We start from the raw sequence: 26,495 nt of genomic DNA on the forward strand, positions 1-26,495 counted from the left end.
TGAGGGTGGTTACGGATTACGCATCATACTGCGCCGTGTCTTGAGGCCTCCCTCTGGGTCTATCGGAAGATCGAGTGCGCGTCGCTGACACATGAGCAGCCACCACTCAGCGGCGATCAGCCCACGCTTGTAGTCCTGAACGCTTTTTTTACTTTTGGTTTCCCGGCGCACCGCGCGATAGGCCTCTTTCGCGACATCGCGGACGCTTTCATCAGGGTCGAACTGCCAGGTAAAAAAGATGGTTTTGTGCGCCTTACCGTTAGGGTCAAGGCCGATTTCCAGCAGCGCCTTCAAATATCCTTGACGCCAGATAGCCGATTGCTCGGTCACCTGGCTATCGGCGTACCGTTCATCTTGGGGCTTCTTTTCGCCTTTGCGCAGGCGCAGGCGGCTAAGGCAAAAATCGATCAGATCAAGGGCGAATGACTGGTAGATCTCCAGCTCAGCTGCTTCGCATTCCTGCCGGTCAACATAAGGCGTTCCGCTGAGTCTTTTTGCGTGAAAGTTCCTAGCTTGCTCGCTCAATGGGCTGTACCAACTGACAGCCTTGTCGCTGTGATGCGAGCTGAAGCGTGATAGTGACTCGTCGGCGAACGGCAAGTACGAGGAGCGCATGAGCATCAGGCGATGTCGAAGTGCTTTCCGCGGGTCTAGGTGCGATAGCCTGCTCAACAGTGCATCGAGTTGGTTGTTCAGATCAGACTCTGCCGCATTCGACAGTCGGCTGCGCAGCAGTCCGAGGCTCTTGTCGATGTAAGGCAGCACGACCTCATCACTCAGTCTGTCAATAGCAGCAACAGTCCATCGTGGGGTTAGAGCCAGTGGAAATTCGGGATCTTGAATCAACTTTTCGAGCAGGCTTGTCCACCAAGGATCAAACTCTCGAAATACCCTCTCACTGGGCAGTCCGTCTAGCCTGCAGGATAAGACTGTCAATGCATCTGGAGCGTCTAGACTATGAATCCTATCTTCAAACTGGGTTTGCCATGTAGCGGCATAGTCCGACGCCCACCACTTTCTGCTCCTCTGAACAGATAGTGTTGGGGACGCGTTCAGTCTGCTTTGTAGTGTTGCGATTACATCGCTATGGACAGATTGCTGAACCCAAGCCTCGGCTTTGTCGGAAGAGAGCAGGGAGAGTAGCCTGCGAAGGTGCTGCTGCTCGGCTACATCCCACTCACCGATTGGCAGCTGAGTGATTCGCCCCATGACACAGTTATCAAGCTGTACAGCCCAGTTAGCAAGCTGACCTTCATCTGCATTGGTGAGATCCATGTGGATCGCTAGGGTTTCCTCTAGCTGTAGTTCCAAGTTTATGAACCAATTTGTGGCAGAGTTAAACAGGGCCTTTTCATCGCTGTCGCCTGAACGTAGCGCCTCTAGGTCAGACCGTAGTGATTCCCTCTCGGTATATAGCTTTTGAAAAACGCCGTCGTGCGGGTTACGGAGTCTGCCGGCAGCAGCATCGGATTTAACCCAAGTCTCTAGAAACTTGGCCCGCTGAAGCCATTGGTATGCTGCAGGTGTTGGCGGGCCAGCATGCCTCTGTGTTGACGCAACTGAAATCAGAGCTTTGGCATCAGGGCTGAAAATTGATGCCAACTCAGTCTGGATTTGCTGCTCGTCGTGTGACCACTCAGGCAAGCACGACCAGAGCACCCGCACCCTTTCCCACTCACCTTCTGCAATAAGCGCTGGGTCATCGAATACTGCGCTGTGGAGAAAGTACTCGTTTCCGTACAGCGCGGTTATGAACCAACCGTACTGTGAGTCGGGTTTGAGCTTTTTGAACAGCTTGTAAGGGGAGTGCGGAAAGACAGTTTGGGCTACGTCTTTGGCAAAATCGAGCGTTTCTAAGGTGCGTCCAGTGACATCTTTATGTATGAGGACGAATAGTAGCTGCGCGCGCAGGCGCTCTGCCAGCGGGCCGGATGAGATTACGGCAGCGGCTTGGTCCTCCGTCGTCGCTTGGCTTCGAGCAAGGTCTAACGCCTCTTCCAGTCTGTTAGCGGAGCTGAATACGTGCTGCCAGGTGGTGGCGAAGTGGTCAGTTAGCAATGAGCGGAGTTGCCCGACGACTTCATATTCGTCAAGGGCTTGGATAAAGCGCTCGGAGGGGTCGGCTTTTTCGTCAAGGTCGTACTTGCCGAATTCGGCATCAATTCTGCACATAGTTTTCTCCCAATATCAGGATTAGGTTTCATGGGGTACGCACCAGATTGGATTCTGGTCTGCAGTTGAAACCTCCCGTGCAGCAGAGGGGAGCGGATGGGCGATTAGCCCGTGAGCATCAAGCTCGGTAGCCGACTGCAGTAACGCGCTCAGCAAAAATAGATGGGCTCGTATCTTTAGTCAAGCCTTGATCCAAAGGACGCCAGCTAGCATCACTGGCTACAGCCCTAGCTATTTTTCTCCTGACCGGCAGCCAGTAAGCCACGTAAAGGATATTCCGCCCATTTTTTTTAACATTGACTGACGGCCACGCATTAGAACGATGTGAACAGCGTCGGCTTATGTACACAGCTAATGATCGCTTCTGGCCGGATCCTGCCTATTGCGACAGGCGCCCTCCGGCCAGAAGCTGTTTACTGTGATCGATGCTATTCGTCTCCAACCTGATTCCAGTGATCGACCAACTCATCGGTACGATCCGGAATCCGCGGCGTTTTGCTTAGCACAAAACACTGGGCATTTTCGACGTACTCCTCGACCAAATAGAGGGTGTCGCCAATGTCGACGCCCAACTCCTGAAGGATCTCGTCAGGGATGCGAATTGCACCATCGCCATCCCAGTCTTCAATAACTACTGTTTTTGGGCCCATTTGCTCGCTCCTGCCTAAGGATCGCCTACGGGGTGGTTGACCCAAGGGTAAGGTCAACCATATGGTCTTGATCATACCCTGTGGTACGCAGTCTCTAACTAGGTAACAACTCCGTGGATCAACAGCGCCATGCGCGTAATAGTTTCGAGATGTGGCGATTTGATCCAGAAGGCTCCCGGTTACGTTGGGTATACGCCAACTACCTCATGCCCGAGCACACGACGGCAAGAAATGAGAGCTGGGCTGTTAATGAAACTACCGCTCACTACCGCATAGGTCGGCATAAAACGGCTAAACCATTGCCCGGTCATTTACTACTAATCCAAGAGGATGGGAAGCCGGGAAATCATTGGTAAGGGTTCGGACTGCCCTACAGTGCCTTAAAATCCGTCCAGATCGACTGATCAGTCTAGAGCGCCATTGAACTTACGGGTTGCGCAGCGCGCGCCACACATTGCTGGGTCGTGCAGGACTATCTTTGCAGCGATCTGTGGCCTGGCCCAAAAGTTGAGGCGCGTAAGTCGTTTAATGATGAGATTGTATGGATCTACGCCCAGGCTTGGGGCGGTAATTTTTTTTACAGTAAAGCTATTTACAGTGTGTATTTGCTTGGGCAATATCTCAGAAAGTTTCTTTCTAGGTAAGGCACATGCTGTCTCTCAAGCACGAAGTGCTCCTTCGTCTGCGCGCAATCGAGCTGATCGCCCTTTGGGAGGGGCGTCTGATCACGACCCGGTTGGTTGAGTGGTTTGGTATTACTCGCCAGCAGGCGTCCTCGGATATCAATCGATACAATACTGAGTTGAACGAAGGTGCGCTGGTTCATAGTCCTGCAGTCAAAGGCTACGTTCCTGTCGCAGGCTTTCAGCCGGTGCTTACGGCTGGGCATGTTAATGAATATCTCGAAATGCTTGTGAGTCAGGGCGGGCAGCCGATGGCTCAGGTGCTGGAATCCCATCCAGGGGTGGCCACTGTTCAGTTGCCCGACCGTGCAATTCGACCGGAGGTTGTGCGTGAGGTGGTCCGAGCTTGCCGGGCGGGGACCAGCCTTAGAATTCTCTATGCATCAATGAGCAACCCGGCGCCACACGAGCGAGTCATTTCTCCCCATACCTTGGTCTACACTGGCTTTCGTTGGCATGTAAGGGCTTGGTGCCACGAGCGGGATGACTTCCGTGATTTTCTTCTGTCGCGTATTGATCGCACGCCCAAGCCCTGTGATGAAGAGGCGCCTAAGGCGGAAGGCGACTGCCTATGGCAAGAGAAGGTTTCTTTGACACTCATCCCCAATCTGCTGCTCAGCGATTCTCAGAAAGCCTTGGTCGAGCGCGACTTTGCCATGCCGGACGGGCGCTTACTGTTGACTGTGCGTAAGGCTTTAGCCCATTACACCCTGCAGCGCTTTCAGGCTGCCATTACCGAGGACGATGCTTCCCGCGTGAGGGAGCATCCGTTGCAACTGTTACCAACGGATCGCAGAAGGCTTGAACCTCTCCTCTTTAGTGGAGGCCAGGGGTGAGCGTGCAGACTTTCAGTTATGACTCCGACCTGATCGGCGGCTCGTTGCAGGTTCGAGAGTCTCGCATTGTGGCCGACCTGTTGTTGCAGAACGCCAGCGCCGAGCACTGGTGCGAGGTTATCCAGCAAGAGAACCGGCTTCAAAAGCGCACCTCCGCTTCGGCCAAGCGTGTCGCTCAGGCCTTGCGTAAGCGTTTGGAGCGTTTGGACGCCTCCTTCTGGCGTGCCATTCGCGATGGTGACGACGAACTCGCCACTCAAGTGGTGTTCTGTTCAGCTCTGGAGCGCAATCTTCTCCTCGTCGAATTCATTGAAACCATCGTTCGGGATGCTTTTGTTACCCGCGCTGGGGTGCTTGAGCCCTACCACTGGAGCGACTTCCTAGATGAGCGCAGTCATCGAGATCTAGCCATCACGACTTGGACTGAATCTAGTCGCAAGAAGATGGCTCAAGTCGTCTACCGAATGCTGGCTGAAGTCGGTCTGCTGGAAAGTACGCGCAGCTTGAGATTGCAAAACCTGAAGATCCGGCCAGAGGTCCGCGCGTTGCTGGACAACAGCTACCGACAACGAATCAAAGCCTGCATGGAAGTATCCAGCGCCTCTGCGCAGTAGGCGCGGAATCAAGGAGTCAGTGATGAACCAGCAGCTACAGGATCGGCTGAATCAGATCCCGGATAAAATCCTCACAGAGGAATTTCTCAAAAGCCAGGGCCTCGGCAACGAGATCGGCTTCTGGATCTTCGACTATGACGCGGAGGATGAGCTACAGGTGCGTGGGTACCTGAGGTTTTTGGAGGGCCTCTTGGCCAAGAAACACAGCCATCTCAAGGTTGCCCACATCAACCTACTGCAGGCCATGCGCGAATACCTGGATCAGCGAAGCTTCACCGAAAAAGCAATCCAGATGCAGCGGAATAAGGGTGACCAGGCGCTGCTCAAGGCGCTCGCTGGGCCCTTGCACATGGATAAGTTTGCTCCCTTCCTGATGGAGCGCAGCGGCGCTGCCGAGAGTGATGTTGTCTTGATATCGGGCGTAGGGTCTGTTTGGCCAGTCCTACGTGCCCACAATCTGCTCAACAAGTTGCACGCTCTGCTCGGCCACACGCCATTGGTGCTGTTCTACCCCGGCCATTACTCAGGGCAGTCACTGTCGTTGTTTAACCGTATCCCTAGCAAAAATTACTATCGTGCGTTCAAGCTGGTGCCCTGATCAATAAGGACGATTGCCGTGAGTATTAGAGACATTTTCTTCAAGGAACTCGACCGCCCTATCAATGGTGTGGTCAAAGCGGACCAGTCTGATGACGCCACCGTGTACCAGGAGCTCGACGAGTATGTGGTTACCAACGAGCTGGAAAAGCACTTCCGCAGCTTTTTCGAGTCATATAGCACCGAGCTGAGTGATCCCTCAATTGCCAACCGTGTAGGCGTCTGGATCAGCGGTTTCTTCGGCTCGGGTAAGTCGCACTTCCTGAAAACCCTATCCTACCTGCTTGCCAACATCAGGGCTCGGGATGCTCAGGGTAACACCCGAAACGCTGTTTCCTTCTTTGATGCCAATAAGCTGCGCGATGCGATGATTCGCGCAGACATCGACAAGGCCGTCGCCAATAGCGCCGATGTCATCCTGTTCAACATCGATAGCAAGGCGAGTTCCAATGACGCCGGCAATCCGATCCTTAATGTCTTCCTGCGTGTTTTCAACGAGCATCAGGGGTTCAGCGGTGACCATCCACACATCGCCCACATGGAGCGCCACCTGACACAGCGTGGTGTATATGAGCGCTTTATTGAGGCCTTCAATGAATCGACTGGCTTGATCTGGACCGAAGAACGCGATGGCTACCAGTTCTATCAAGACGATATCGAGAAGGCCCTGGCACAGGTATTGGCTCTGTCCGCCGAAGCAGCGCACAAGTGGTTCGAGGAATCCGAGCAGACCTTCAGTGTCTCGGTCGAGAACTTCTGCCACTGGGTGCGCGAGTACCTCGATAGCAAGCCGGCCAAGCACCGTGTCCTATTCCTGGTGGATGAGGTCGGCCAGTTCATCGGCAGTGATACCCGCTTGATGCTGACCCTGCAGACCATCACCGAAAATCTCGGCACCATCTGTAAGGGCCGCGCCTGGATCATTGTTACCTCTCAGGCCGACATGGATGCGGTGCTCGGTGAGCTCTCGGCCTCCAAGGCCAACGACTTCTCCAAGATTGCCGGACGCTTCAAAACACGCCTGTCTCTGTCCAGCTCCAATACCGACGAGGTGATTCAAAAGCGCTTACTGCGCAAAACAGCAGAAGCAGAAACTGAGCTGCGTGCTGTATGGGAGAAGAAGGGAGACATTCTGCGCAACCAGATCACGTTCGACCGTTCAGGGCCGACGCTGCGTAATTACGACGGTCCGGAGAGCTTCATCGCCAACTACCCCTTTGCGCCGTACCACTTCCAGCTGGTGCAGAAGGTCTTCGAAGAAATTCGTAAGGTCGGCGCCACTGGCGCGCATCTGGCCTACGGTGAGCGCTCTATGCTCGATGCCTTCCAGATGGCGGCCCTATCGGTTGCCAACAAAGACATTGGCGCTTTGGTGCCCCTGCACAGCTTCTACCGTGCGGTGGAAGGCTTCCTCGACACAGCCGTCAAGCGCACCATCGACCAGGCCGGCGAAAGCGCCGTGCTCGATGCCTTCGACGTACAGATACTGCGCACCCTGTTCATGATTCGCTATGTCGATCTGATCAAGGGCACGCTGGACAATCTTGTCACCCTGTCCATCGAGCAAGTTGACGAAGACAAACTTGCCCTGCGCCGCCGTATCGAAGAAACCCTGCAGCGCTTGGAGAAAGAGAGCCTGATCACCCGCAGCGGTGAAGAGTTCGTGTTCCTCACCAACGAAGAGCGCGATATCACCCGCAAGATCAAGGCCACCGAGATCGCCTCGTCCGATGAGAACAAGGCTCTCGCCGATCTGATCTACAAGGATCTGCTCAAGGACAAGAACAAGTTCCGCTATAGCATCAACAAGACCGACTACAGCATTGGCCGTTATCTTGATGGCCACAGCTTGGAAGGCCGCTATGAGCATGACCTGCGCGTCGAGGTAATCTCGCCGCTCGACCTGGATTACGCCCTTCACGGTGAAGCTGGCTGCATCAACAAGAGCAACGAAGCGCCCACTGGCATGGCGCTGTTCAAGCTGCCGGACAACAAGGAGTTCTTCACCGAGCTACGCACCTGGCTGAAGACCAACAAGTTCATCCGCCTCAATGATGATGGCAGCCAGCCCGAGCTGAGCAAGATCCTCGCCGATCGTGGTCGGGAGAACCAGGAGCGCAAGAAGCGCCTGCGCCTGATGCTCGAAGAGCTTATAGAGCGCGCCGAAGCCTACGCCCTGGGCCAGCACCTCAAACTGTCCAGCAGCAACATCCAGAGCAAGTTTGACGAGGCCTGCCAATACCTGCTGGAGAACACCTACACCAAGCTGGGGTGCCTGAAGGTGCTGCAGCAGGAGCCCGAGCGCGAGCTCCATGCCATCCTGCACACCGACGACATTGGTCAACTGGGCCTGACCCTCGACGGCGAGGAAGGCAATCCGCAGGCGATCAAGGAAGTCGAGCAGTTCATCACCCTGCGCGCCTCAGGCAATGACCGCTTGCTGGTGGCCGACATCATCGAGCGCTTCAGCAAGCGGCCCTATGGATGGCCGGACGGCGAGATCCTGCTGATCCTTGGCCGCCTGGCTGCGACCAGTCGTATCTCCTTTCATGCTGCCGGCCCTAGCCTGCCGCTGCCGGATGCCTTCGACTACCTGAGCAACAGCCGCAAGCGTCGTGAAATCTCGGTGCAGAAAAAGCGCCAGACCGATGAAGTGCTGCTCAAACAGGTGCGTAATCTCAGTCAGGACTTGTTCAACGCCCTCGGCCCTGCCGGCGAGAAGGAGTTGTTCGAGTATTACCGTGGCCATTTCGAGACCTGGCTGGGCAACCTCAAAAACTACAAGAGCAAGACCGATGTTGGTCGCTTCCCCGGCAAAGAAGTGATCGAGCAGGCTCTGCTCAGTTTGCAGCGCCTCTTGAGCAACACCGACAGCGTCGACTTCTTCAAGACCGTGGTCGACAACAAGAACGATTACCTGGATCTGGAGGAGGACTACCGCGACCTCCATGAGTTCTTCACCAATCAGCTGCATACCTGGCAGCAGCTGCAGCAGGCCCTGCGTCGCTTCGACAAGAACAAGCCTGCCTTGGAAAAGAACGATAAGGCCCGCACGGCCCTCCTTGAGCTGCAAGCCATTGAGCAGAGCGCCGCCCCCTATAATCAGCTGCACAAGGTGGCCGGCCTGGTGGAAGCGGTGGAGGTGATCAATGCTGCGATCCTCTCCGAGAAACGCGAACATGCCTTGGCCCGTGTCGACGAGAAGATTGCCCAGCTGCAGGCTGAAATTGCCAAGAGTGGTATCGAAACTGCAGAGCTGAGCAACCGCCTACTGCGCCCGCTTCAGTTGGTCAAGGCGGATCTGGAGACCGAAACCAGCATCGCCAATATCTACCTGCTGCAAACCCAGACTGCCGATGAGCGCTTGCACGACGGTGTGTTCGAGCTGGAGCGTGGTATCCAGGCCGAAGCCGAACGCCAGCAAAAACTCCAGCAGGAACAGGCCAAGGCCGCACAGGTCGCCAATGCGGCCGCAGGCGTCAAGGAAGATAGAGCGCCTTCCCCAACGCCCACACCCAAACCGGTATCAACGCCCAAGCCGGTGGTCGAGGTGGCCGCCACCAGCGTATTCAACAAGCTCGGCAATGGCCTGTATCTGGAAAGCCAGGGCGATATTGATCGCTTTATCGACGTCCTCAAGGCGGAGCTGGAAAGCGTCATCCAGCAAGACAAGCGAATTCGTATCCGCTGACTCAGCGCAGCCTGGAGGGGGAGGCCACCTCCAGGCTGCTGCACTACGCCAAGACCGGCTCAAGAAGAATTAGGGAAAGCCAGCATGAACACCAACAACGTCAAAAACTACGCCCCCAAGGCACGAACCGCCTTTATCGCCGCCATGACTAAGCGAGCGGCGTTGTTTGGCATCCGCGAGTCTAGCATTCCCAGCATGGGCATAGCGCCAGTGGAGCAAAAGGGTGATCTGGCCCTGATCGGCGACCGCGCCTTTCCGGCCAACATCATTCGCCCTCGCGCCGCACTGGTGAAAAAGGTCGAGCAACTGGGCTTTGCCCAAGCCATGGAGCAGGCCGCCTACAGCTGGTTCAACCGCCTGTGCGCCATCCGTTATATGGAACTGCATGACTACCTCGACCACGGCCGCCGCGTGCTCAGCGCCGCCGACGGCAGCGCGGGTACCCCGCAAATTCTCGAAGACTGTTTAGAGGTTGATCTGCCGGGCCTCGATAAACAGCTGATTACCGAGCTCAAGCTCGACGGCAACAAGGACGAAGAGCTCTACCGCGAGCTGCTACTGGTCCAGTGTCACGCACTGCATCAGGCCATGCCGTTTCTCTTCGAGGCAGTGGATGACGCTACCGAACTGCTGTTGCCCGACAACCTGACCAAAACCGACTCGCTGATCCGCGAGCTGGTCAGCGCCATTCCCGAAGAAGACTGGGCCAACATTGAGATCATCGGCTGGCTCTACCAGTTCTACATCTCAGAGAAGAAGGACCTGGTCATCGGCAAGGTGGTGAAGACCGAGGACATTCCAGCCGCCACCCAGCTGTTCACGCCCAACTGGATCGTCAAGTACATGGTCCAGAATTCTCTAGGCGCGCAGTGGCTGGCGACCTACCCGGACTCGCCGCTGAAAGCCCAGATGGAGTATTACATCGAGCTGGCTGAGCAGACCGAAGAGGTCAAGGCACAGCTCGCTGCCATAACCCCGGAAAGCCTCAATCCCGAAGAGTTGACCCTGATCGACCCAGCCAGCGGCTCCGGGCACATCCTCGTTGAGGCCTATGACCTGTTCAAAGCAATCTACCTGGAGCGCGGCTACCGTCAGCGAGATTTGGCGCAACTGATTCTTGAGAAGAACCTGTTTGGCCTCGACATCGATGGCCGCGCCGCCCAGCTGACCGGCTTTGCTCTGATGATGAAGGGCCGCGCCGATGACCGGCGACTGTTTGAGCGCGGAGTGAAGCTCAATGTGATGGCGCTGGCGGGTAGTGGTGACTTTGATGCGGAGACCGTGATCAACGGCATCAATTTAGGCCTGTACGGGCTACAAGCGAGCGACCTCACTACGCTGAAGAGGCTGTTTGAGCATGCTACGACCTTTGGGTCGCTGATTCAGGTGCCGGAGGGGCTGGCGAAGAAGCTGCCCGCACTGAAGCACCTGAGTGAGGTGAGCAGTCAGGATCTGTTTGTGGCGGAGGAACTCAACCGATTGGGGCCGCTAGTGCAGCAAGCGAAGATGTTGGCGTCGCAGTACGACTCGGTAGTGGCTAACCCGCCGTATATGGGCAATGGTGGAATGGACGCACGCGTTAAAAAATTCGCCAAGGATCAGTATCCGAATGGAAAGACGGATCTCTTTGCCTGCTTTATCGAGCGCTCATACTCGCTGACGAGACCATATGGGCGAAGCTCTATGGTTACGATGCAGAGCTGGATGTTCTTGCAGTCTTTCGAGAAATTGCGAAGGCGTATGCTTGGAGAGAAGACCATCTGCACTATGGCGCAAATCGGATACAACAGTTTCCCTTCACTCAATTCCAAGATCGCGCAAGCAACCGTCTTCTCGCTACTCAATCGCCGAATTGAAAGTTTGGAAGGCGTCTACTTCAATCTAAACTCGGCTCCTCAGTCGGCAGATAAGGAACAAGTCTTCTTGTCTGGCGACCTAGCTCAGCGCTTTAGAGCTGCAGCGAGTCTATTTGAGAGAATTCCAGGAGCACCAATTGCATACTGGCTCAGTAGTGCATTTGTACGGCTCTTTGATGGACCAAGCCTCGGCACTGTATCCGACCCAAAGATGGGCATGCGCACAGGCGACAACGAGAGGTTCTTACGGCTTTGGTTCGAGGTCTCACATGCCAAGTCGGGCTTTGGCTTCAGTTGCGCCGCAGCCGCAGATGAGTCAAGGGCGAAGTGGTTTCCATATCAGAAAGGCGGCGAGAATCGCCGCTGGTATGGAAACCAAGACTTACTCGTCAATTGGGCGCGCGATGGTGCTGAGATTAAGGCACTGACCCGCGAGAATTACCCGGAGTTGGGTGACAACCTCTCATGGAAGATCACAAATGAACCTTACTATTTTCGCCCTTGCGGTGGATGGACAGCATTGACTTCAGGCACCTTTTGCATGCGTTTCTACCCACAGGGATTCTTGTTCGATACGAAGGGGCAAGCGCTATTCGCGCGGGAGCCGGATTCGCTCGACTTCCAAATTGGGATGATGAATTCGAAGGTCGTGGCCGAGGCTTTGAAAGTTCTTGCCCCAACTTTGGACTTCAATTCCGGACCGGTGGGCAAAGTTCCGTTTCTGCAGCTTGAGCGACGTCCGCTCGAGATCGTATCCAACAATGCGAGCATGGCGGTCAGCTATGGCCGAACCGACTGGAACGCCTACGAGCGCTCCTGGGATTTTGAATCTAACCCCATCCTAACGGCTGCCTCGGAATCTACTCCTACCCTGGAATCCAGTTACACCGCGTGGATCACCCAGAACCGCGACACCATCGCCGAGATGAAGCGTTTAGAAGAGGAAAACAACCGTATCTTCATCGACGCCTACGGTTTGGCGGACGAACTTACCCCTGACGTCCCCATCGAGCAGATCACTCTTACGGTGAACCCGGCCTACCGCTACGGCGGCAAGATGAGCGAGGATGAATTGTGGGCGCGCTTCCGTGAAGACAGCATGCAAGAGCTGGTGTCCTACGCTGTTGGCTGCATGCTCGGCCGCTACAGCCTCGATGAGCCCGGCCTGATCTACGCTCACAGCGGCAACCAGGGCTTCGACCCTACCCGCTACACAAGCTTCCCGGCCGATGCCGACGGTATCCTGCCGCTCACCGATAAAGAGTGGTTTGTCGACGATGCGGCAAACCGCCTGATCGAGTTTATCTCCGTGGCTTGGGATAAGACCCACCTCGAATCCAACCTGTGCTTTCTCGCCGATAACCTCGCGCCGAAAAAGGCCGAGTCCAGCCGCGACACCCTGCGCCGCTACCTCTGTGACAATTTCTTCAAAGACCACCTACAAACCTACAAAAAGCGTCCGATCTACTGGCTGTTCAGCAGCGGCAAACACAAGGCCTTCCAGTGCCTGGTCTACCTACACCGCTACAACGAAGGCACCCTGGCACGCATGCGCACCGAGTACGTTATTCCGCTGACTGCCAAACTCCACACTTATGCCACCAAACTTGAGCAGGAAATCGAAGCAAGTACCAACACCGCCGAGAAAAAACGCCTGGAAAAAGAACTCGCAGCCCTGCACAACCAGCAAGCCGAACTCGCCACCTTCGACGAGAAGCTACGTCACTACGCCGATCAGCGCATCAGTCTGGATCTGGATGACGGGGTCAAGGTGAACTACGGAAAGTTTGGTGATTTGTTGGCCGAGGTCAAGTCTGTAACAGGTGATAAATCTTCAGGTGCTTAAGGCATCGACGGGCTCTGAAACACTGTTATGGAGGGGAAGTGCAATGCATGATTATGCTGTTTTTGGTCACGACCGAGCGATGGTCGGCAGGTGGCTCGGTGTTGCATCAATCGCGGTTGCGGGTGGCATCTCGCAGCTCTTGGCTTGGACAACCAACCTCACCGGGGTTGATGCATTTACTCGGGCAACAATCACCACTGGTGCCATCTATTTTGCGCTGCACTGGGCCTTCAATAAATGGGCATGGAAAATTCCTTACTTTGAGATACCTGACCTGAACGGGACTTGGGCTCTCAAAGGCCAGACGTTGAATGAGGATGGCAGCACAAGGTTTGATTGGGAGGGGGAGATTGGAATTGAGCAAAACTGGAAGGCAATATCGGTTCACCTGAAAACAAAGAACAGTCAAAGCCTGAGTTATACCGCAACTCTATCTAAGCGCCACGGCCCGACGGGCGGGTGGCTGTTAAGCTATAGCTACAGGAATGAGCCAGAACTTGAACAGAGCCATGAGCTTAATTCTCATAAGGGTTATTGTGAAGTGGAAATAGATAAGGACCTGTCTACCGCTCGTGCTTCCTACTTTAATAGTGGAGGCAGAAGAACTTTCGGCACCATGTCATTGAGGAGAACGGCATGATTGACTTTGAAAATCGGCTGAAGTCCCTCAAGGAGCGTCGGCAAGGCTCCCGCGAGAGAGCGATATTTGAATCCATGGATTCTTTTGCTGCGAATCAAGCGATTCTGACAGGACGGGATGTTCGGAAAAGAGAATTTTTTGAGACGCTGAACGAATCTGCAGGAGTCAAGTACGCAATAGGTGCTATGGCGGCGGTTGATGAGGCGGCTACTAAGGTCTCTATCAGAGAGGGTGAGCGGGTTGCGGATAGCTTGATTAAAAGCCTTAGTGGTGAAGGGGAAAGTGTCACTAGAAGGCTTCAGGGGTCGGTTGCTTTAGATGTCCATATTAAAGGTCACTCCGACGTTGATATGCTTATTCTTGTGACTAATCCGGTGAATGTGGAGCTTCCGAAGGTTGTTCCAAACGGATATTTGCCATCTAGTGATCCTAGAAGTCTTTTGCAGATAATTCGTGATGTTCGCGCAAAGTCAGAGAGGATACTTCCGGTAAACTTCCCCAAGGCAAATGTCGACTGCTCAAGCAGTAAATGCATTTCCTTGAGCGGCGGCAGTCTGGCTAGGGAAGTGGATGTGGTTCCTGCGATCTGGTTTGATACTATTAAGTACCAGAGCTCTTCCCAAGATCATGATCGTGGCGTGAAGATATATAATAAGAGTGATGATGAGTTCTTGCTAAATTTTCCTTTCACTCACATAAAATTGGTTAATGATCGCGATGCTTTATATGGTGGGAACTTAAAATCCGTTATCCGGTTAATGAAGAACATGATTGCAGATATGCCGGATTACAAGAGGCGCGTGGTTAAAAAACTTAGCAGCTATGATCTGGCTGCAATCGGGTACCACATGAACGAAAACCTTTATGCGCCCTATTATATGAAGCTTTCTCTTGTTGAGAAAACAAGGGCTCACTTGGCCTTCTTGCTAGCAGCTAAAGATTACCGCTCATCGCTTTCTGTCCCAGATCAGAGCCGTAAAATCTTTGACAACGACGGCAAGGTGGAGGCTTTGTCGATTTTAAGCAAGGAGATGGACGATTTGGCGATTTCTATATTTAAAGAGTTGCAACCTCTCCGTGGTGCATATGATTCGTCTGCAATATTGACCAAGTCGATTTTTTAGATCGCTTGAATGCTCAACTGATTTTTTCTGCGCAGTAACTGCGTAAACTATTGCGCTTGACCTTAATAGGAGACCACCCATGCTGAACAGTCTCAAGCTCGAAGGCATCGGCCCCGCTGAGCGGTTGGCCGTTGACTTCAGTCCACGCCTGAACTTTTTGACTGGCGACAACGGACTGGGCAAGAGCTTTGTGCTGGATATTGCCTGGTGGTCGCTTACTCGTACGTGGGGCCGGGGGGTGGTGGCGGCTCCTCGTACTGATGCTAAGCAATCGAGCATTGATTACTCCTACACTGGGAGTGCAGGCCCCTTTACCTATAAAAGTAAGTTCGACCATCAAAGCCAACAATGGTCGGTCAAGCAGGGGCGGCCAGCCGTTCCCGGTGTGGTTATCTATGCCGGCGTGGATGGTAGTTTCTCGGTCTGGGATCCGGCCCGGAACTACTGGAAGGGGGACAAAGAGGTCGCTGCCACACCCGACCGGATGCGCAGTTTCGATTTCAGCCCCGATGAAGTCTGGAATGGCCTGCTTTCCAGTGATGGCAAGACGCAGCTGTGCAATGGCCTGATCAGTGATTGGGTACTGTGGCAGGAGGGTCGCAAAGAGGCCTTCGATGACCTGACAAAGGTACTTGATGTCCTCTCACCCTCAGGGCTGGAAAAGCTGTTACCCGGCGAACCCATGCGCGTCGGCTCTAGCGTAAAAGAGATCCCCTCACTCCGGATGCCTTACGGCCAAGACGTGCCATTAACTCACGCTTCGGCCGGGATGCGGCGCATTTCAGCCCTGGCTTATTTATTGGTCTGGACTTGGCGCGAGCATCAACTGGCCTGCAAGCAGTATCGGGTCAACCCTGCGAAGGAAATCATCTTCCTGATCGACGAAGTCGAGTGCCACTTGCATCCGCAATGGCAGCGCCGCATCGTCCCAGCTTTGCTTAACGTTATGCGTGCGCTGACAGGAAGTCGCGATGTGCCTGTGCAGTTGCTGGCCGCCACCCATTCCCCGCTTGTGTTGGCCTCGGTCGAGCCGGAGTTCGACCTTGATCGAGATTGCATCTGGGACTTCGACCTGGTCGAGGGGGAAGTAAAAGCTACTCTCTACCCGTATTCACGCAAAGGGAGCGTAAATGCCTGGTTGACTTCGTCAGTGTTTGACCTGAAAGAGCCGGCCTCTGTGGACGCCGAACAGGCTCTGGAAAAGGCACGCGCCTTCTTGAGGGAGGCAGCGGGTACTCAGCAGCCCCTTACAGCTCCACAAAGACAGGCGTTGGAACAAATTGACGCCGAGCTGCGTGCCAGTCTGAGTGACGTGGACTCTTTCTGGATTCGCTGGAGCCAGTTCCGCGAACAGCGGATGAGCGAAGCATGATCCGGGTAGAGTTGGCTGCTGAACCCCAGGATTTTGATGCAAAGGTCAGGCAGCCGGGATTGAGAGCTATTGCCGAGCTGGCGGGTGAGCTAGGCTTGCCCAAGCGCAAAGGCCGCCCTCGACAGGCGGTTGCTAATAGCAGGGAACAGATCCCGGCCGACAAATTCCCGTCTTACTGGACTGAGGCACTTCCTGAGCTGAGAGCGGCCTATGGGCATGTCTGCAGTTATGTGTGCGTCTATATTGAGCCGGTGACCGGCGCTGCTTCGGTCGACCATATGCTGCCCAAGTCGCTTTCTTGGCAAGAGGTCTACGAGTGGCACAACTATCGGTTGGCCTGCTCCTTGATGAACAGTCGAAAAAACGATTATCGCGATGTACTCGACCCGTTCGAGATTGACGATGACTGGCTCCATATTGAGCTCGTCGGCTACCAGGTGATTCCCAGTATGGATCTGGTTCCGGCAATCAAAACCCGTGTGCAAGCCACTATCGACCGTTTGAAGCTTAACGACCGGGACTGCCTGACGTTACGTGAGGATTACGCTACCGACTATTTCCAGGGTGATATCTCGCTTGGCTATCTGCGTCGCCGTGCGCCATTTCTGGCCAGAGAAATCGAGAGACAAGGCATGGCCCTGTGAAAGCTCTGTCAGCCAGTATCAAGGAACGCATTTGCTGGTATGCGCACCCTTATGACGCAGCCGACCAAGGATTGATTTGATGGATACGCAACAACTGACCCAAGGCCTGCGGCAGGCTTTTTTTACGGATAACCACCGCATCGTCTTCTGGTACGACCCTGATCAGAGCTTTGTTGGCGAACTGGGTCAGCTTGATCTGCCTGATGTTCAGGTGATGAACATGCAGGGCGAATCCACCTTCGGCATCAAACTCAAGCTAGAGCTTGAGGATGCCGAGGGGAAGTACCTGCTGTACTTCCCCTGTGCCGAGCCGGATGCCAATGATGATTGGCTGCTGGATATCAAGTTGTACTCGCGCAGCTTTTATGCGGACAAGGTGTCGCTGATTTTCAACGACTTGGGGCTGGAGCAGCAGAGTTTGCGCGAGCATCTGGCTGCTCGTGAGCACTTCCTTAGTAACAAAAATCGCTTGGCCAGCCTGAAACGACTGATTCAGCCAAACGACGCTGAGCAGGCGTTGGACCTGGCGATGATAGCCGTGGTATTGGGGGCTAACGCCAGCGACATCATGGCGCTGCTCTGCACCATGGCGGGGGCAGTAGTAAGCGATGACCTGGGTCTTGAGCAGAATCCCTTGGTTATCGATGAGCTTTATAAATTCGGCCTGATGCCTGCGTTCCTTCAGGCGCTGCGAGATGAGGTTGGCTACCCAGCGAGTGTCGAGGAAATCAACGGTGAAAAGCCATTCAGCTTTGGGCATTTCCTGATTCGTCTTCTCGCCACCGGTTTCTGCGAAAGTCTCGGCGATATCCCAAGCTGGGCTTCTACAATTGCCATCCCGTCTGCCAATGCCCGAGCGACTTCTCGGGCACTGCTTTCGCGTTGGCGAGATAGCTCGCGTTACTACAAGGCTTACGACGAAATCTCCAGCTGGGTGGCCGACGCTCTGCATGTCGAGCAGAAGATCGGTGATATTTCATTGGAAACGCTGGCCAATGTGGCCACCTTCGAGGCCGTCGAACGGCAGATCATCGTGGACCTGAGCAGGGCCATTCCGGAGTCTGATCCGCGCGACCTTGGCTTGTTCTCGAAGATCATTGCCGAGCGTTTGGATAACTACTGGGCGTCGCGTCACAAGGACGATGAGATCCGCCGCAAGTACCGCCTGCTCTACTCTGCACTGTCAGCGGCGATTGATCTGTTCAACCTGCGGCAGCAGCATGCTGCTGGATTCCACTTCACCAATACCGAAGCAATCTACAAAGCTTATGAAGGCGAGCTGTATCGCTTTGACAGGGCTTACCGCCACTATTTTGTGGCTTCCCAGCGCGCTCACGTAGAGCTGCTGAAGAAGCTCGACGAAGCCGTCGAGCAATGTTATGCCTACTGGTACCTCGACCAGTTGGGTCGAAGCTGGGGCGACAGGGTTGAGGCCGAGGATCGGCTAGGGCACTGGAAGATCGCCGGAGTGCCCAACCAGCAGAACTTCTTCGATCATTGGGTGCAGCCACAATTTGGGAAGAATCGCAGCAAGCGCCTAGTGGTCATTATCAGCGACGCCTTCCGCTACGAGGCGGCGGTTGAACTGCGTGACCGCATCAATGAGAAACGCTATAGCGAGGCAAGTCTGGCCAGTCAGCTCGGCGTGCTACCTAGCTACACGACACTGGGCATGGCCTCGCTACTGCCACACAATACCCTGGAGTATCGGGAAGGTGCGGGGGATACGGTGTTCGCAGATGGCCAGTCCACCGCCGGTACAGTCCAGCGCGACAAGATCCTTGCTCAGCACAATGGCATGGCAGTGACGGCCGACCAGGTCAAAGCCTGGTCACGGGATGAAGGCCGAGAAGCACTGAAAGATCAGCAACTGATCTACGTCTATCACAACGTTATTGATGACCGTAGCGACAGTGGTGGCCCGTCTGAGTCGGACACATTCCACCATGTGGACGTGGCCATTGAGGAACTGACTGAGCTGACTCGCAAGATCCTCATGCACTTCAACACCAGCACGGTCCTGATTACCGCCGACCATGGTTTTCTTTTCCAGCAGAGCAAACTGGAGGTCGCGGACCGCACCTCGCTCGCCGAGAAGCCCGAGAACACTATCAAGAGCAAAAAACGCTACGTCATCGGGCACACCCTGCCTGCAGCCAAAGATGTATGGCAGGGCTCCACCAAGCAGACAGCAGGTACAACCTCGGATACCCAGTTCTGGATTCCAAAAGGCGCGAACCGCTTCCACTTCGTTGGTGGTGCGCGTTTTGTTCATGGCGGTGCCATGCCCCAGGAGATTGTTGTGCCGGTGCTGACGGTCAACCAGCTGCGCGGCGAGAAGGCCGAGAAGCGCACCAAGCGCAAGGTAGGCGTGATTTCACCGAAGTCCGTGTTGAAGATGGTGACCAATATACAGCGCTTCGATCTGATCCAGACGGAGTCAGTTAGCGAACAGGTCCTGCCAGTCACTGTTTCGGTCGCCATTTTCGAGGGCGAGCAGCCGATATCCAGTGAGGAGATTGTGACCTTCGATTGCGTCACTGATTCGATGAGCGAACGCATGAAACAGGTGCGACTGTCGCTGCTCGGCAGTGACTTCGACCGCAAAAAGGACTACTTCCTGGTCATCCGTGACAAAGACCTCCATACAGAGTTGGAGCGCTACCGGGTCACCATCGATTTGGCCTTCACCGACGATTTTTTTTGAGAGCATGACACGCAATGGATACCTATCAGGACAAAGACCTGGACCAGCTTCTCAACGAGCACTTTGCCGGCCGCGTGGTGCGCAAAGACCTGACTAAGCTGATCAAAGAGGGAGCTAACGTTCCAGTTTATGTGCTCGAATACCTGCTGGGTATGTACTGCGCATCGGATGACGCCGAGGTCATCGAGCAGGGCCTGAAGAACGTCAAGACCGTGTTGGCCGAAAATTATGTGCGCCCTGACGAGGCCGAGAAGGTTAAATCTCTTGTGCGCGAGCGCGGCACCTACAAGGTGATCGACCGGGTAACCGTGCGGCTCAATGAGCGCAAGGACCGTTACGAGGCCTCTTTCAGCAACTTGGGCATCAAGGATGCTGAGATTTCTGCCGGCATCGTCAAGGAATACGAGAAGCTGCTGGTAGGCGGGATCTGGGTAATTGCCACCTTGAGCTACTACCACGAGGAGGGCCAAAACGGCTCTCCCTTCGGTGTGACGCTGCTCAAACCGATTCAGATGCCGAACATGAACATGCAGGAGCTTTTCTCGGGCCGGGTGGCGCTGACCACTGAGCAGTGGCGTGAGGCTCTGATTCGCTCCATCGGCATGGAACCCTCGACCTTGGACGAGTCCGTGCAGTGGCACTTGCTGGCTCGCATGGTTCCCTTCGTCGAGAACAACTACAACGTCTGCGAGTTGGGGCCGCGTGGCACCGGAAAGAGCCACATTTACAAGGAGTGCTCGCCCAACAGCATGTTGGTGTCCGGTGGGCAGACCACGGTGGCTAACCTGTTCTACAACATGAGCAACCGGCGCATTGGCTTGGTCGGACTGTGGGATGTTGTTGCCTTCGATGAAGTGGCTGGTATCAACTTCAAGGACAAGGATGGCGTCCAGATCATGAAGGACTTCATGGCCTCTGGGTCTTTTGGCCGGGGGCGTGAACAGATGGAAGCCTCGGCCTCGATGGTTTTCGTTGGCAACATCAATCAGAGCGTAGAGTCTCTGGTGAAAACTAGCCACTTGCTGGCTCCCTTCCCGGAGCAGATGATCGATTCGGCCTTCTTCGACCGCTTCCATGCCTACATCCCCGGCTGGGAAATCCCCAAAATGCGCCCTGAGTACTTCACTAATAGGTACGGCCTAATCGTCGACTATCTGGCAGAGTTTTTCCGTGAAATGCGCAAGCGCAGTTTCGCCGATGCCATCGATAAGTTCTTCAAGCTTGGCAATAATCTCAACCAGCGCGACGTGATCGCCGTACGCAAGACCGTTTCTGGGCTACTCAAGCTGCTTTATCCCCATGACCAGTTCACCAAGGAAGACGTGCGGCAGTGCCTGGAGTACGCCTTGCAGGTGCGTCGTCGGGTCAAGGAGCAGCTGAAGAAAATAGGTGGCATGGAGTTTTACGATGTCCACTTCAGCTACATCGACAATGAAACGCTGGAGGAGCACTTTGTAACGCTGAAAGAGCAAGGGGGCGGGACGCTGATCCCTGAGGGCCAGAGTAAGCCTGGTTTCATTCACACCATCGGCTTGAGCGGCAAGGGTATGCCAGGGCTGTACCGTCTTGAGCTTCAGGTCACCAAAGGTTCTGGGAAACTTGCCACCTCTGGCTTCTGGAACTCCAGCATTGCCAAAGAGCAGGTAAAAATTGCTTTTGACTACTTCAAGGCAAATGCCTCGCGTATCAGCGCCTCGGCGAGGGTTTTAGAGCATGATTTTCACCTGCATGTGGTGGAATTGCAGAACACTGGTCCGCTGACCCACATGGCGCTCGCTAGCTTAGTGGCTTTCGCTTCCGGCTTGCTGGGGCGCCCCGCGCAGGGGCAGATGGTGGTGCTTGGTGATATGAGTCTGGGTGGCAACATCACTCCGGTGGAAAGTATTGCGGAGTGTCTGCAGGTGGCTTTTGATGCAGGCGGCAAGCGGGTCGCGTTGCCTATGAGCAGTGCGGTGGATCTGCCCACCATTCCCCCGGAACTGTTCACGAAGTTTCAGACGAGTTTTTACGCGGATCCCGTAGACGCGGTGATCAAGGCTTTAGGTGTGGATTGAGCTTTATTGCTTAACCTGTGCTTCTAACGCTCCAATGCATCTGAGAGGGGCGGCAACAGGCCCGCAGGCTCGCATCCGAGTGTGCGGGCAATGCGGTACAGCTTCTCGATCGTGACGTTGACCTCCCCACGTTCGATTCTTCCAACGTAGCTCCGATCAAGATTGCAGGTTAACGCCAAGACATCCTGGGAGAGCCCACACTTCTTCCGCTCTTTGCGGATACGGTTTCCTAGCTCTATCGCCAACCTGTCCATGACAATCTCAATCTACATTGAGACGGTACTATCATGGGTTTGCGGACATGCGGGCCACGGATTATAATCCGCATTTTTTATGCTTCTCTTCCTTGGAACCTAAATGAAACCGGCCGTGTTTACTCTCGACAGCAGACTTCATGATTTGCTCCAAGAGCCAGGCCTTACAACGTTCACTACCGCAGAGCTGCGCGATGCTTATGCAGCTAGGTTGAGCGGTGGGAGTTTTCGTCTTGCTGACGTCCGGCTTTACGTTTATGAACAGATCCGCAGGTTGGTGCGCGTGGGATGGGTTATTGCTGATGGTGAACGCCGCCCAAGAGGACAGCGCTATCAGGTACTTAACGCACCCAAACACCTGCAAGTGAAGCTGGTAACCGGTAGTTTCGAGGGTAACCATCACTCGTCCGATACAATCGGCACGAAAGATCTTGCAGATACTGCTGTCAACGCTGTGTCGAGTAGTTCCGACCAAGAACTAGACCGGCTGCATAAAGAAACCCGAATGGACTTTCTATCTTCCATGGGCGAGGCAGAGTGTTTCAAAAAGCTCCTGAGGGACATGCCCCACCTTAATCACTTGCTCGAAAGTCAGTACCTGGAAGCTAGAGACCGCAGTTCACGTTTGCTCGGCCATCTTCGAGCCCTCGAAAAGGCGCTCGATAGCCTAGCCGCACCCTAATGACTGACGGACTTCGTCTTTGGCAGCGCCGCTGCATATCTCAAGCGAAGGAGCGCTATGCGGCTTTTCCGCACTTCTTTTGTCAGGCCACACCCGGTGCTGGCAAGACCAGGATGGCTGCTGAATTGGCGAGGCAGCTGTTTGACGAAAACAAGATAGACCTCGTCTTGTGTTTTGCACCTTCGTGTCAAGTGGTTGAGGGGTTTCGGACAACCTTTTCGTCTGTCCTCGGGCGACGCCTAGATGGACGGATAGGCGCGTTGGGCGGCGCCTACACTTACCAAGCAATGGAATTCCGAGATCATGAGTTTTGGCAGCTCTTTGCTGACTATCGGGTGCTCGCGGTTTTTGACGAAATCCATCATTGCGCGGGAAGTGCCCCATCGTTTGGTAATGCTTGGGGGCTCCAAATACTTTGCAGAATTCAGGACCGCGCTACATTCACATTAGCTCTTTCGGGCACCCCCTGGCGCACGGACGACAAGGGCATCGCGCTTGCTCGCTACTCGACGCCTGACGGACAACTGATTTGTGACTATCGCTACTCACTGAGAGAGGCGATTGCCGATGGCGTATGCAGAAGCCCGCGTATCGTGCTCCTCGATAACAACGAGGTGACGTTAAAGGAGGAACAGGGGGCTGATAGCTTCTTAAGGCTATTCAGTGGCGTAGAAAAACTGCTGAGTGAATCCCAGGTGAGCTACGAAGAGTTGTTACGTCATGAGGAGGTTGTCGAGCGCATTCTGGATCTCGGTTGCAGTCAGCTTGATGAGCTTCGTCTGATAACGGTTGATGCTGGCGGCTTAGTGGTCGCGACTGACATTGAACACGCGGCACAGATTGCTCGCTCTCTAGAAGCCAGGGGCGAAACGTATAGCGTAGTCACAAATAAGACCCCGAACGCACAGCAGGCCATCAACGACTTCAGGGCGGGTAGCAGTCGATGGATCGTCGCTGTAGGAATGATTAGTGAGGGTACTGATATTCCCCGGCTGCAGGTATGCTGCTATCTAAGTCGCATTCGCACAGAGCTACACTACCGTCAGGTGCTTGGCCGAGTGTTGCGACGTTCTGGTGAACGGGATGGGTTGGCTTGGTTGTATATGCTTGCCGAGGAGAAGTTAAGGGGGTTTGCTGAACGTATTTCTGACGACCTGCCGGAGGACTTGGCTGTACTTAGGGAGTTGTCAATGGCGACGCTTGAGACCAGTGTGACCGATAACGGGCTCGAAGGTGAGGCAGATATTGCTAGTGCGCCCACTCAAGACGGTACGGTAGCAGATCTCAAGCCTGGCATTGAGGGTTCCCCAGCACTATCCCTAGGTATTGTCGATTCGACGTACAAGGTCAGCTTTTCTCAGCAGTACAGGCAGCAGCTACTGGCATGTTTTTGAGGACTGACACATACGTCTGCACCTGCAGAGTTAGCAAGCCATTGAGGCCTACGGTGTGGGCTGCTGTTATACGCCGGCCAATGAGATGAACAGAGGTACCACCGTGACTCTTGCTCATGAACGAACCCGAAGCGTTGTGGAAACTGAGAGGTTTCTGCGCGAAATCTGCCGAAATTCTGATTTACCACCGGATATCCGCAGCCATGCTGAAGAGCTGCTCAGGCATTACCCGTCCGCAGAGCAGGTGTTTTCGCTTGGTCGCTTGGAGGAGTGCTTGATTAATGACCAGGCGGACGCGGAGGTTCGAAGGCGGCTTGTGGCGTTTCATCAACCTCTCTTTTGCTCCAGCCTAGCCACTGGGGTAGATGAGGCGCGGATCTTGCCGAACGCAAAGCACAGTCCAAGTGTTGGAAACCCTGAAAATCAACGAAAAGCGCCGGAGAGTGAAGGATCTTCAGGTGATAATGTAGCATTTTCACGTCACTTGGACCGGATTCGTATTCGAGCATCAGAGGTTTTCAGCGACGACGCGGTTGCCGCTGCTTGGCTAGCCGAGCCGAATGCTGTGTTGGGAGCGGTAAGCCCGGAATCGCTTTGCGCTACGGAGGCTGAGGCACAAAGGGTACTCAAAGCTCTTAACGCGGTAGAGTGGGGAGGCGTTGTATAAAAAATGCTCGAATCCTATGATAAAGCGCATTTCTGTGCGAGGCGCTACAGATAAATTGCAGTGGTACACGCGAGCGTGTCACTTCTCAGGAGGTGCTGATGGCTTGTGGCCACTGTGCAGTTTCTTGGCTTCCGCCAATAGCTCCGCCGAAGAAACTTGGCCGCTTGCGTATTCATTTATTTTTGCTGCCATGAATTGGCTCACGCGAACCCCTGAGAGCCTGTTGGTCGCTTGAACGTGGAGCGCGTTTGAAAGGTGCTTCTCTAGGTCTTTATCTTGTGCCATATGGAGCTCCGGAGAAGTTGTTTGGCTTCGACTTGGGCCCTCAACAATAGCCTAGGCAGCCCAAAGTAGGCCACCTGTATCGTTTGTCTCGTGGGCATGTGCTTCGATGTATCCGTGTTCTGCTTTCGGCCGATTCATTTGAGAAAGTGAGCTGACTATAGCGACTACTCAAGGTTGGCCTGAACTCAAGTATCTGCGACGCCGTTACGCAAAGTGCAGAACGTTCACGGTGTGAAGGTCAGGCGGCGTTAAGTAACGGGATGTTCAAATCCGGTGCGCTTAAGTATTGTAGGTTAGCTGCGTTGGCTCACGCTCCTTCGCAATGGTGAAGTCTATCTGTGCCATCTCTCTTAAGGATAACAGCTGTTTTTTATACTCTTCAATTGGCATGCCCTCTTCCAGCATAGATAATAGCTCGTTTTCATCGGCGAAGTATTTATCCATTGCCATCACTAGGTGCACAGAGCTAACTGTCTCGGTGTAGTTAGATAGGTCGCGGAAAGCCAAATGAATGTACCGCTCGACAGACTGGTGTTCTAACTGACCTGTCCAGCTGGTAATCTCCGCCAAAAAAGTTCGACTGTCTAATAGAGCCTTTCGAAATTGGTCTGGATTGGTCATCTCATGTCGTCGAAATAGACGGATAAAAAGATTGGTAATAAAAGCGTGGCGGAACATATGAGGTGTTACTTGGGATTTGATGCCGGCGATCTTCCTAAGATGATTGATTTCGTTAGATATAACCGAGCTTTTTAGTGGGCTACCGTTTCTGCTTGAGACAAATAAAAAACCATGGTCTACTCCTCCTCTGTATACCTTGCGCATGATTTTTCTGCGCTCCACCTCAATATACTGGCGTACTTTATGTAGAACTGTAATAAATATTGGGATATATCGCTCTGCTTTGTCTTCCCGTTTAAGGGTTTCTAAGCGAAGGAGTGGATGCTCCATCTCCAGGGCATGAAATACGTCGCTGACTTTGAGGTTGGCAAGCTCCGTTCTCCGTGCTCCTGTGCAGGTCAGCAAGTCGATCAAGCAGGCTCGTCTAACTTTCACAACAGCAGGTGCATTGTCTTTGCGGATAGCGGCCTTTAGCCTTTCAATCTGATCTTTGGTTATCGGCATCCTTCTATGTTCTCTATGAGGTTGCCCAAATGAGTGATGAGTTAGAGAAGTCCGACTAATCCTTTTTCCACTACGAGTAAGAGTAGAAAATTGCACTCGCCGAGCTCTTATAGTGCCGCCTTCGGAAACGAAGTGATCATCACCATAGAGTCTACCGACGAAACCTAGGAAGTCCAGCCAGACCTTACCCGTAGCGATGACAGATGACTCGGACTTTTTAGGCTGAGAAGGATTTATTTTTGACGGCTCTTTACGGATTTCTGTAATGTAATCACTAAACTTCCCGTCAGATAGGTTGATGGGGTCTAATCCGTCTCTATAGCAGCGCCGGAGTAGTTGCCCAAGTTTTGCAGCGTAATCACCTATCGAGCCTCCCTTGTCTCCTTTACGAGATAAACCTTGTCGACCGCGACCGGCTCGATTTAGTAGGGATTGCATGTACAAATTGCCAATCAGACATGGCGAACCGTTTGGCCAGATCATAAATGGGAGGTTAGTCGCGTCGCGTGTACTCAACTTATCCACAGAGAAGTGGCTGAACATCTTGAACTCACCGAGGAGATGGTAGAGCTGTCGATTTGTTTCGTTAGGCATCTAGTCAC

19 protein-coding genes and 1 pseudogene are annotated in these 26,495 nt (G+C 54.1%); 15 read left to right on the forward strand and 5 right to left on the reverse strand.

Translation table 11 applies throughout. From position 1 onward, the window contains the following. Window positions 1–9: 9 nt before the first annotated feature. Complete coding sequence (locus tag O5O48_RS10295; protein WP_269686929.1) at window positions 10–2,172, reverse strand: hypothetical protein; 2,163 nt, start codon at window positions 2,170–2,172, stop codon at window positions 10–12. Window positions 2,173–2,600: 428 nt separating this feature from the next. Next, entirely contained in the window at window positions 2,601–2,822 is a 222-nt protein-coding gene (locus O5O48_RS10300) for an AbrB/MazE/SpoVT family DNA-binding domain-containing protein (protein ID WP_269686930.1), read from the reverse strand. A 649-nt stretch (window positions 2,823–3,471) separates the two neighbouring features. Here O5O48_RS10300 and O5O48_RS10305 point away from each other — a divergent pair. The 11 genes from O5O48_RS10305 (at window position 3,472) to brxL (ending at window position 21,486) form a co-directional block, all read left to right on the forward strand. Beyond that, complete coding sequence (locus O5O48_RS10305) at window positions 3,472–4,341, forward strand: helix-turn-helix transcriptional regulator (RefSeq protein WP_269686931.1); 870 nt, start codon at window positions 3,472–3,474, stop codon at window positions 4,339–4,341. Continuing rightward, on the forward strand, window positions 4,338–4,955 hold the full coding sequence (locus tag O5O48_RS10310) for a DUF1819 family protein (RefSeq protein ID WP_269686932.1): 618 nt from the start codon (window positions 4,338–4,340) through the stop codon (window positions 4,953–4,955). Before O5O48_RS10305 ends, O5O48_RS10310 begins: the two co-directional genes overlap by 4 nt. 22 nt (window positions 4,956–4,977) lie before the next feature. Further along, the gene (locus O5O48_RS10315; RefSeq protein WP_269686933.1) at window positions 4,978–5,553 is read left to right on the forward strand and encodes a DUF1788 domain-containing protein; all 576 of its coding nucleotides are present in this window, start codon (window positions 4,978–4,980) and stop codon (window positions 5,551–5,553) included. 18 nt (window positions 5,554–5,571) lie between these two features. Beyond that, window positions 5,572–9,243 (forward strand): BREX system P-loop protein BrxC, encoded by a 3,672-nt coding sequence (gene brxC, locus O5O48_RS10320; protein WP_269686934.1) that lies wholly within the window; start codon window positions 5,572–5,574, stop codon window positions 9,241–9,243. An 84-nt stretch (window positions 9,244–9,327) separates the two neighbouring features. Beyond that, window positions 9,328–12,945: a BREX-1 system adenine-specific DNA-methyltransferase PglX gene (gene pglX / locus O5O48_RS10325; protein ID WP_269686935.1), complete on the forward strand. Its 3,618-nt coding sequence runs from the start codon at window positions 9,328–9,330 to the stop codon at window positions 12,943–12,945. Between the two features lie 43 nt (window positions 12,946–12,988). Then, a complete protein-coding gene (locus tag O5O48_RS10330) occupies window positions 12,989–13,585 on the forward strand; it encodes a Cap15 family CBASS effector (protein WP_269686936.1) in 597 nt (198 codons plus the stop codon). Further along, window positions 13,582–14,709: a hypothetical protein gene (locus tag O5O48_RS10335; protein ID WP_269686937.1), complete on the forward strand. Its 1,128-nt coding sequence runs from the start codon at window positions 13,582–13,584 to the stop codon at window positions 14,707–14,709. The genes O5O48_RS10330 and O5O48_RS10335 overlap by 4 nt, the downstream gene beginning before the upstream one ends. Window positions 14,710–14,788: 79 nt before the next feature. Further along, entirely contained in the window at window positions 14,789–16,081 is a 1,293-nt protein-coding gene (locus O5O48_RS10340; RefSeq protein ID WP_269686938.1) for an AAA family ATPase, read from the forward strand. Next, window positions 16,078–16,725 carry a hypothetical protein gene (locus O5O48_RS10345; protein ID WP_269686939.1) on the forward strand — a complete coding sequence of 216 codons (648 nt, stop codon included), beginning with the start codon at window positions 16,078–16,080 and terminating at the stop codon, window positions 16,723–16,725. Before O5O48_RS10340 ends, O5O48_RS10345 begins: the two co-directional genes overlap by 4 nt. A 79-nt stretch (window positions 16,726–16,804) precedes the next feature. Next, window positions 16,805–19,432: a BREX-1 system phosphatase PglZ type A gene (pglZ, locus tag O5O48_RS10350; protein WP_269686940.1), complete on the forward strand. Its 2,628-nt coding sequence runs from the start codon at window positions 16,805–16,807 to the stop codon at window positions 19,430–19,432. A 14-nt stretch (window positions 19,433–19,446) separates the two neighbouring features. After that, a complete protein-coding gene (gene brxL, locus O5O48_RS10355) occupies window positions 19,447–21,486 on the forward strand; it encodes a protease Lon-related BREX system protein BrxL (RefSeq protein ID WP_269686941.1) in 2,040 nt (679 codons plus the stop codon). Window positions 21,487–21,509: 23 nt separating this feature from the next. Here the strand turns inward: brxL and O5O48_RS10360 are convergent, their stop codons facing one another. After that, window positions 21,510–21,740 carry a helix-turn-helix domain-containing protein gene (locus O5O48_RS10360; protein WP_269686942.1) on the reverse strand — a complete coding sequence of 77 codons (231 nt, stop codon included), beginning with the start codon at window positions 21,738–21,740 and terminating at the stop codon, window positions 21,510–21,512. A 103-nt stretch (window positions 21,741–21,843) separates the two neighbouring features. Between O5O48_RS10360 and O5O48_RS10365 the strand changes: the two genes are divergently transcribed. From O5O48_RS10365 to O5O48_RS17760, 4 genes and pseudogenes are all read left to right on the forward strand, one after another. Continuing rightward, window positions 21,844–22,422, forward strand: coding sequence for a hypothetical protein (locus O5O48_RS10365; RefSeq protein ID WP_269686943.1), 579 nt, complete (start codon window positions 21,844–21,846; stop codon window positions 22,420–22,422). Further along, window positions 22,422–23,816 carry a DEAD/DEAH box helicase gene (locus O5O48_RS10370; RefSeq protein WP_269686944.1) on the forward strand — a complete coding sequence of 465 codons (1,395 nt, stop codon included), beginning with the start codon at window positions 22,422–22,424 and terminating at the stop codon, window positions 23,814–23,816. The genes O5O48_RS10365 and O5O48_RS10370 overlap by 1 nt, the downstream gene beginning before the upstream one ends. An 85-nt stretch (window positions 23,817–23,901) precedes the next feature. After that, window positions 23,902–24,021, forward strand: a pseudogene (locus O5O48_RS17755) (BPSL0761 family protein); the annotation flags it as partial. Between the two features lie 360 nt (window positions 24,022–24,381). Further along, window positions 24,382–24,483 (forward strand): hypothetical protein, encoded by a 102-nt coding sequence (locus O5O48_RS17760; protein WP_434006963.1) that lies wholly within the window; start codon window positions 24,382–24,384, stop codon window positions 24,481–24,483. A 78-nt stretch (window positions 24,484–24,561) separates the two neighbouring features. Here O5O48_RS17760 and O5O48_RS10375 read toward each other — a convergent pair whose 3' ends face one another. Together O5O48_RS10375 and O5O48_RS10380 are read right to left on the reverse strand one after the other, a co-directional pair. Further along, window positions 24,562–24,768 (reverse strand): hypothetical protein, encoded by a 207-nt coding sequence (locus O5O48_RS10375; RefSeq protein ID WP_269686945.1) that lies wholly within the window; start codon window positions 24,766–24,768, stop codon window positions 24,562–24,564. A gap of 279 nt (window positions 24,769–25,047) precedes the next feature. Beyond that, window positions 25,048–26,487 carry a tyrosine-type recombinase/integrase gene (locus O5O48_RS10380; protein WP_269686946.1) on the reverse strand — a complete coding sequence of 480 codons (1,440 nt, stop codon included), beginning with the start codon at window positions 26,485–26,487 and terminating at the stop codon, window positions 25,048–25,050. Window positions 26,488–26,495 lie beyond the last annotated feature (8 nt).

Origin of the sequence: Halopseudomonas sp. MFKK-1 (assembly GCF_027474385.1) — a bacterium.
Taxonomy (GTDB): Bacteria; Pseudomonadota; Gammaproteobacteria; order Pseudomonadales; family Pseudomonadaceae; genus Halopseudomonas; species Halopseudomonas aestusnigri.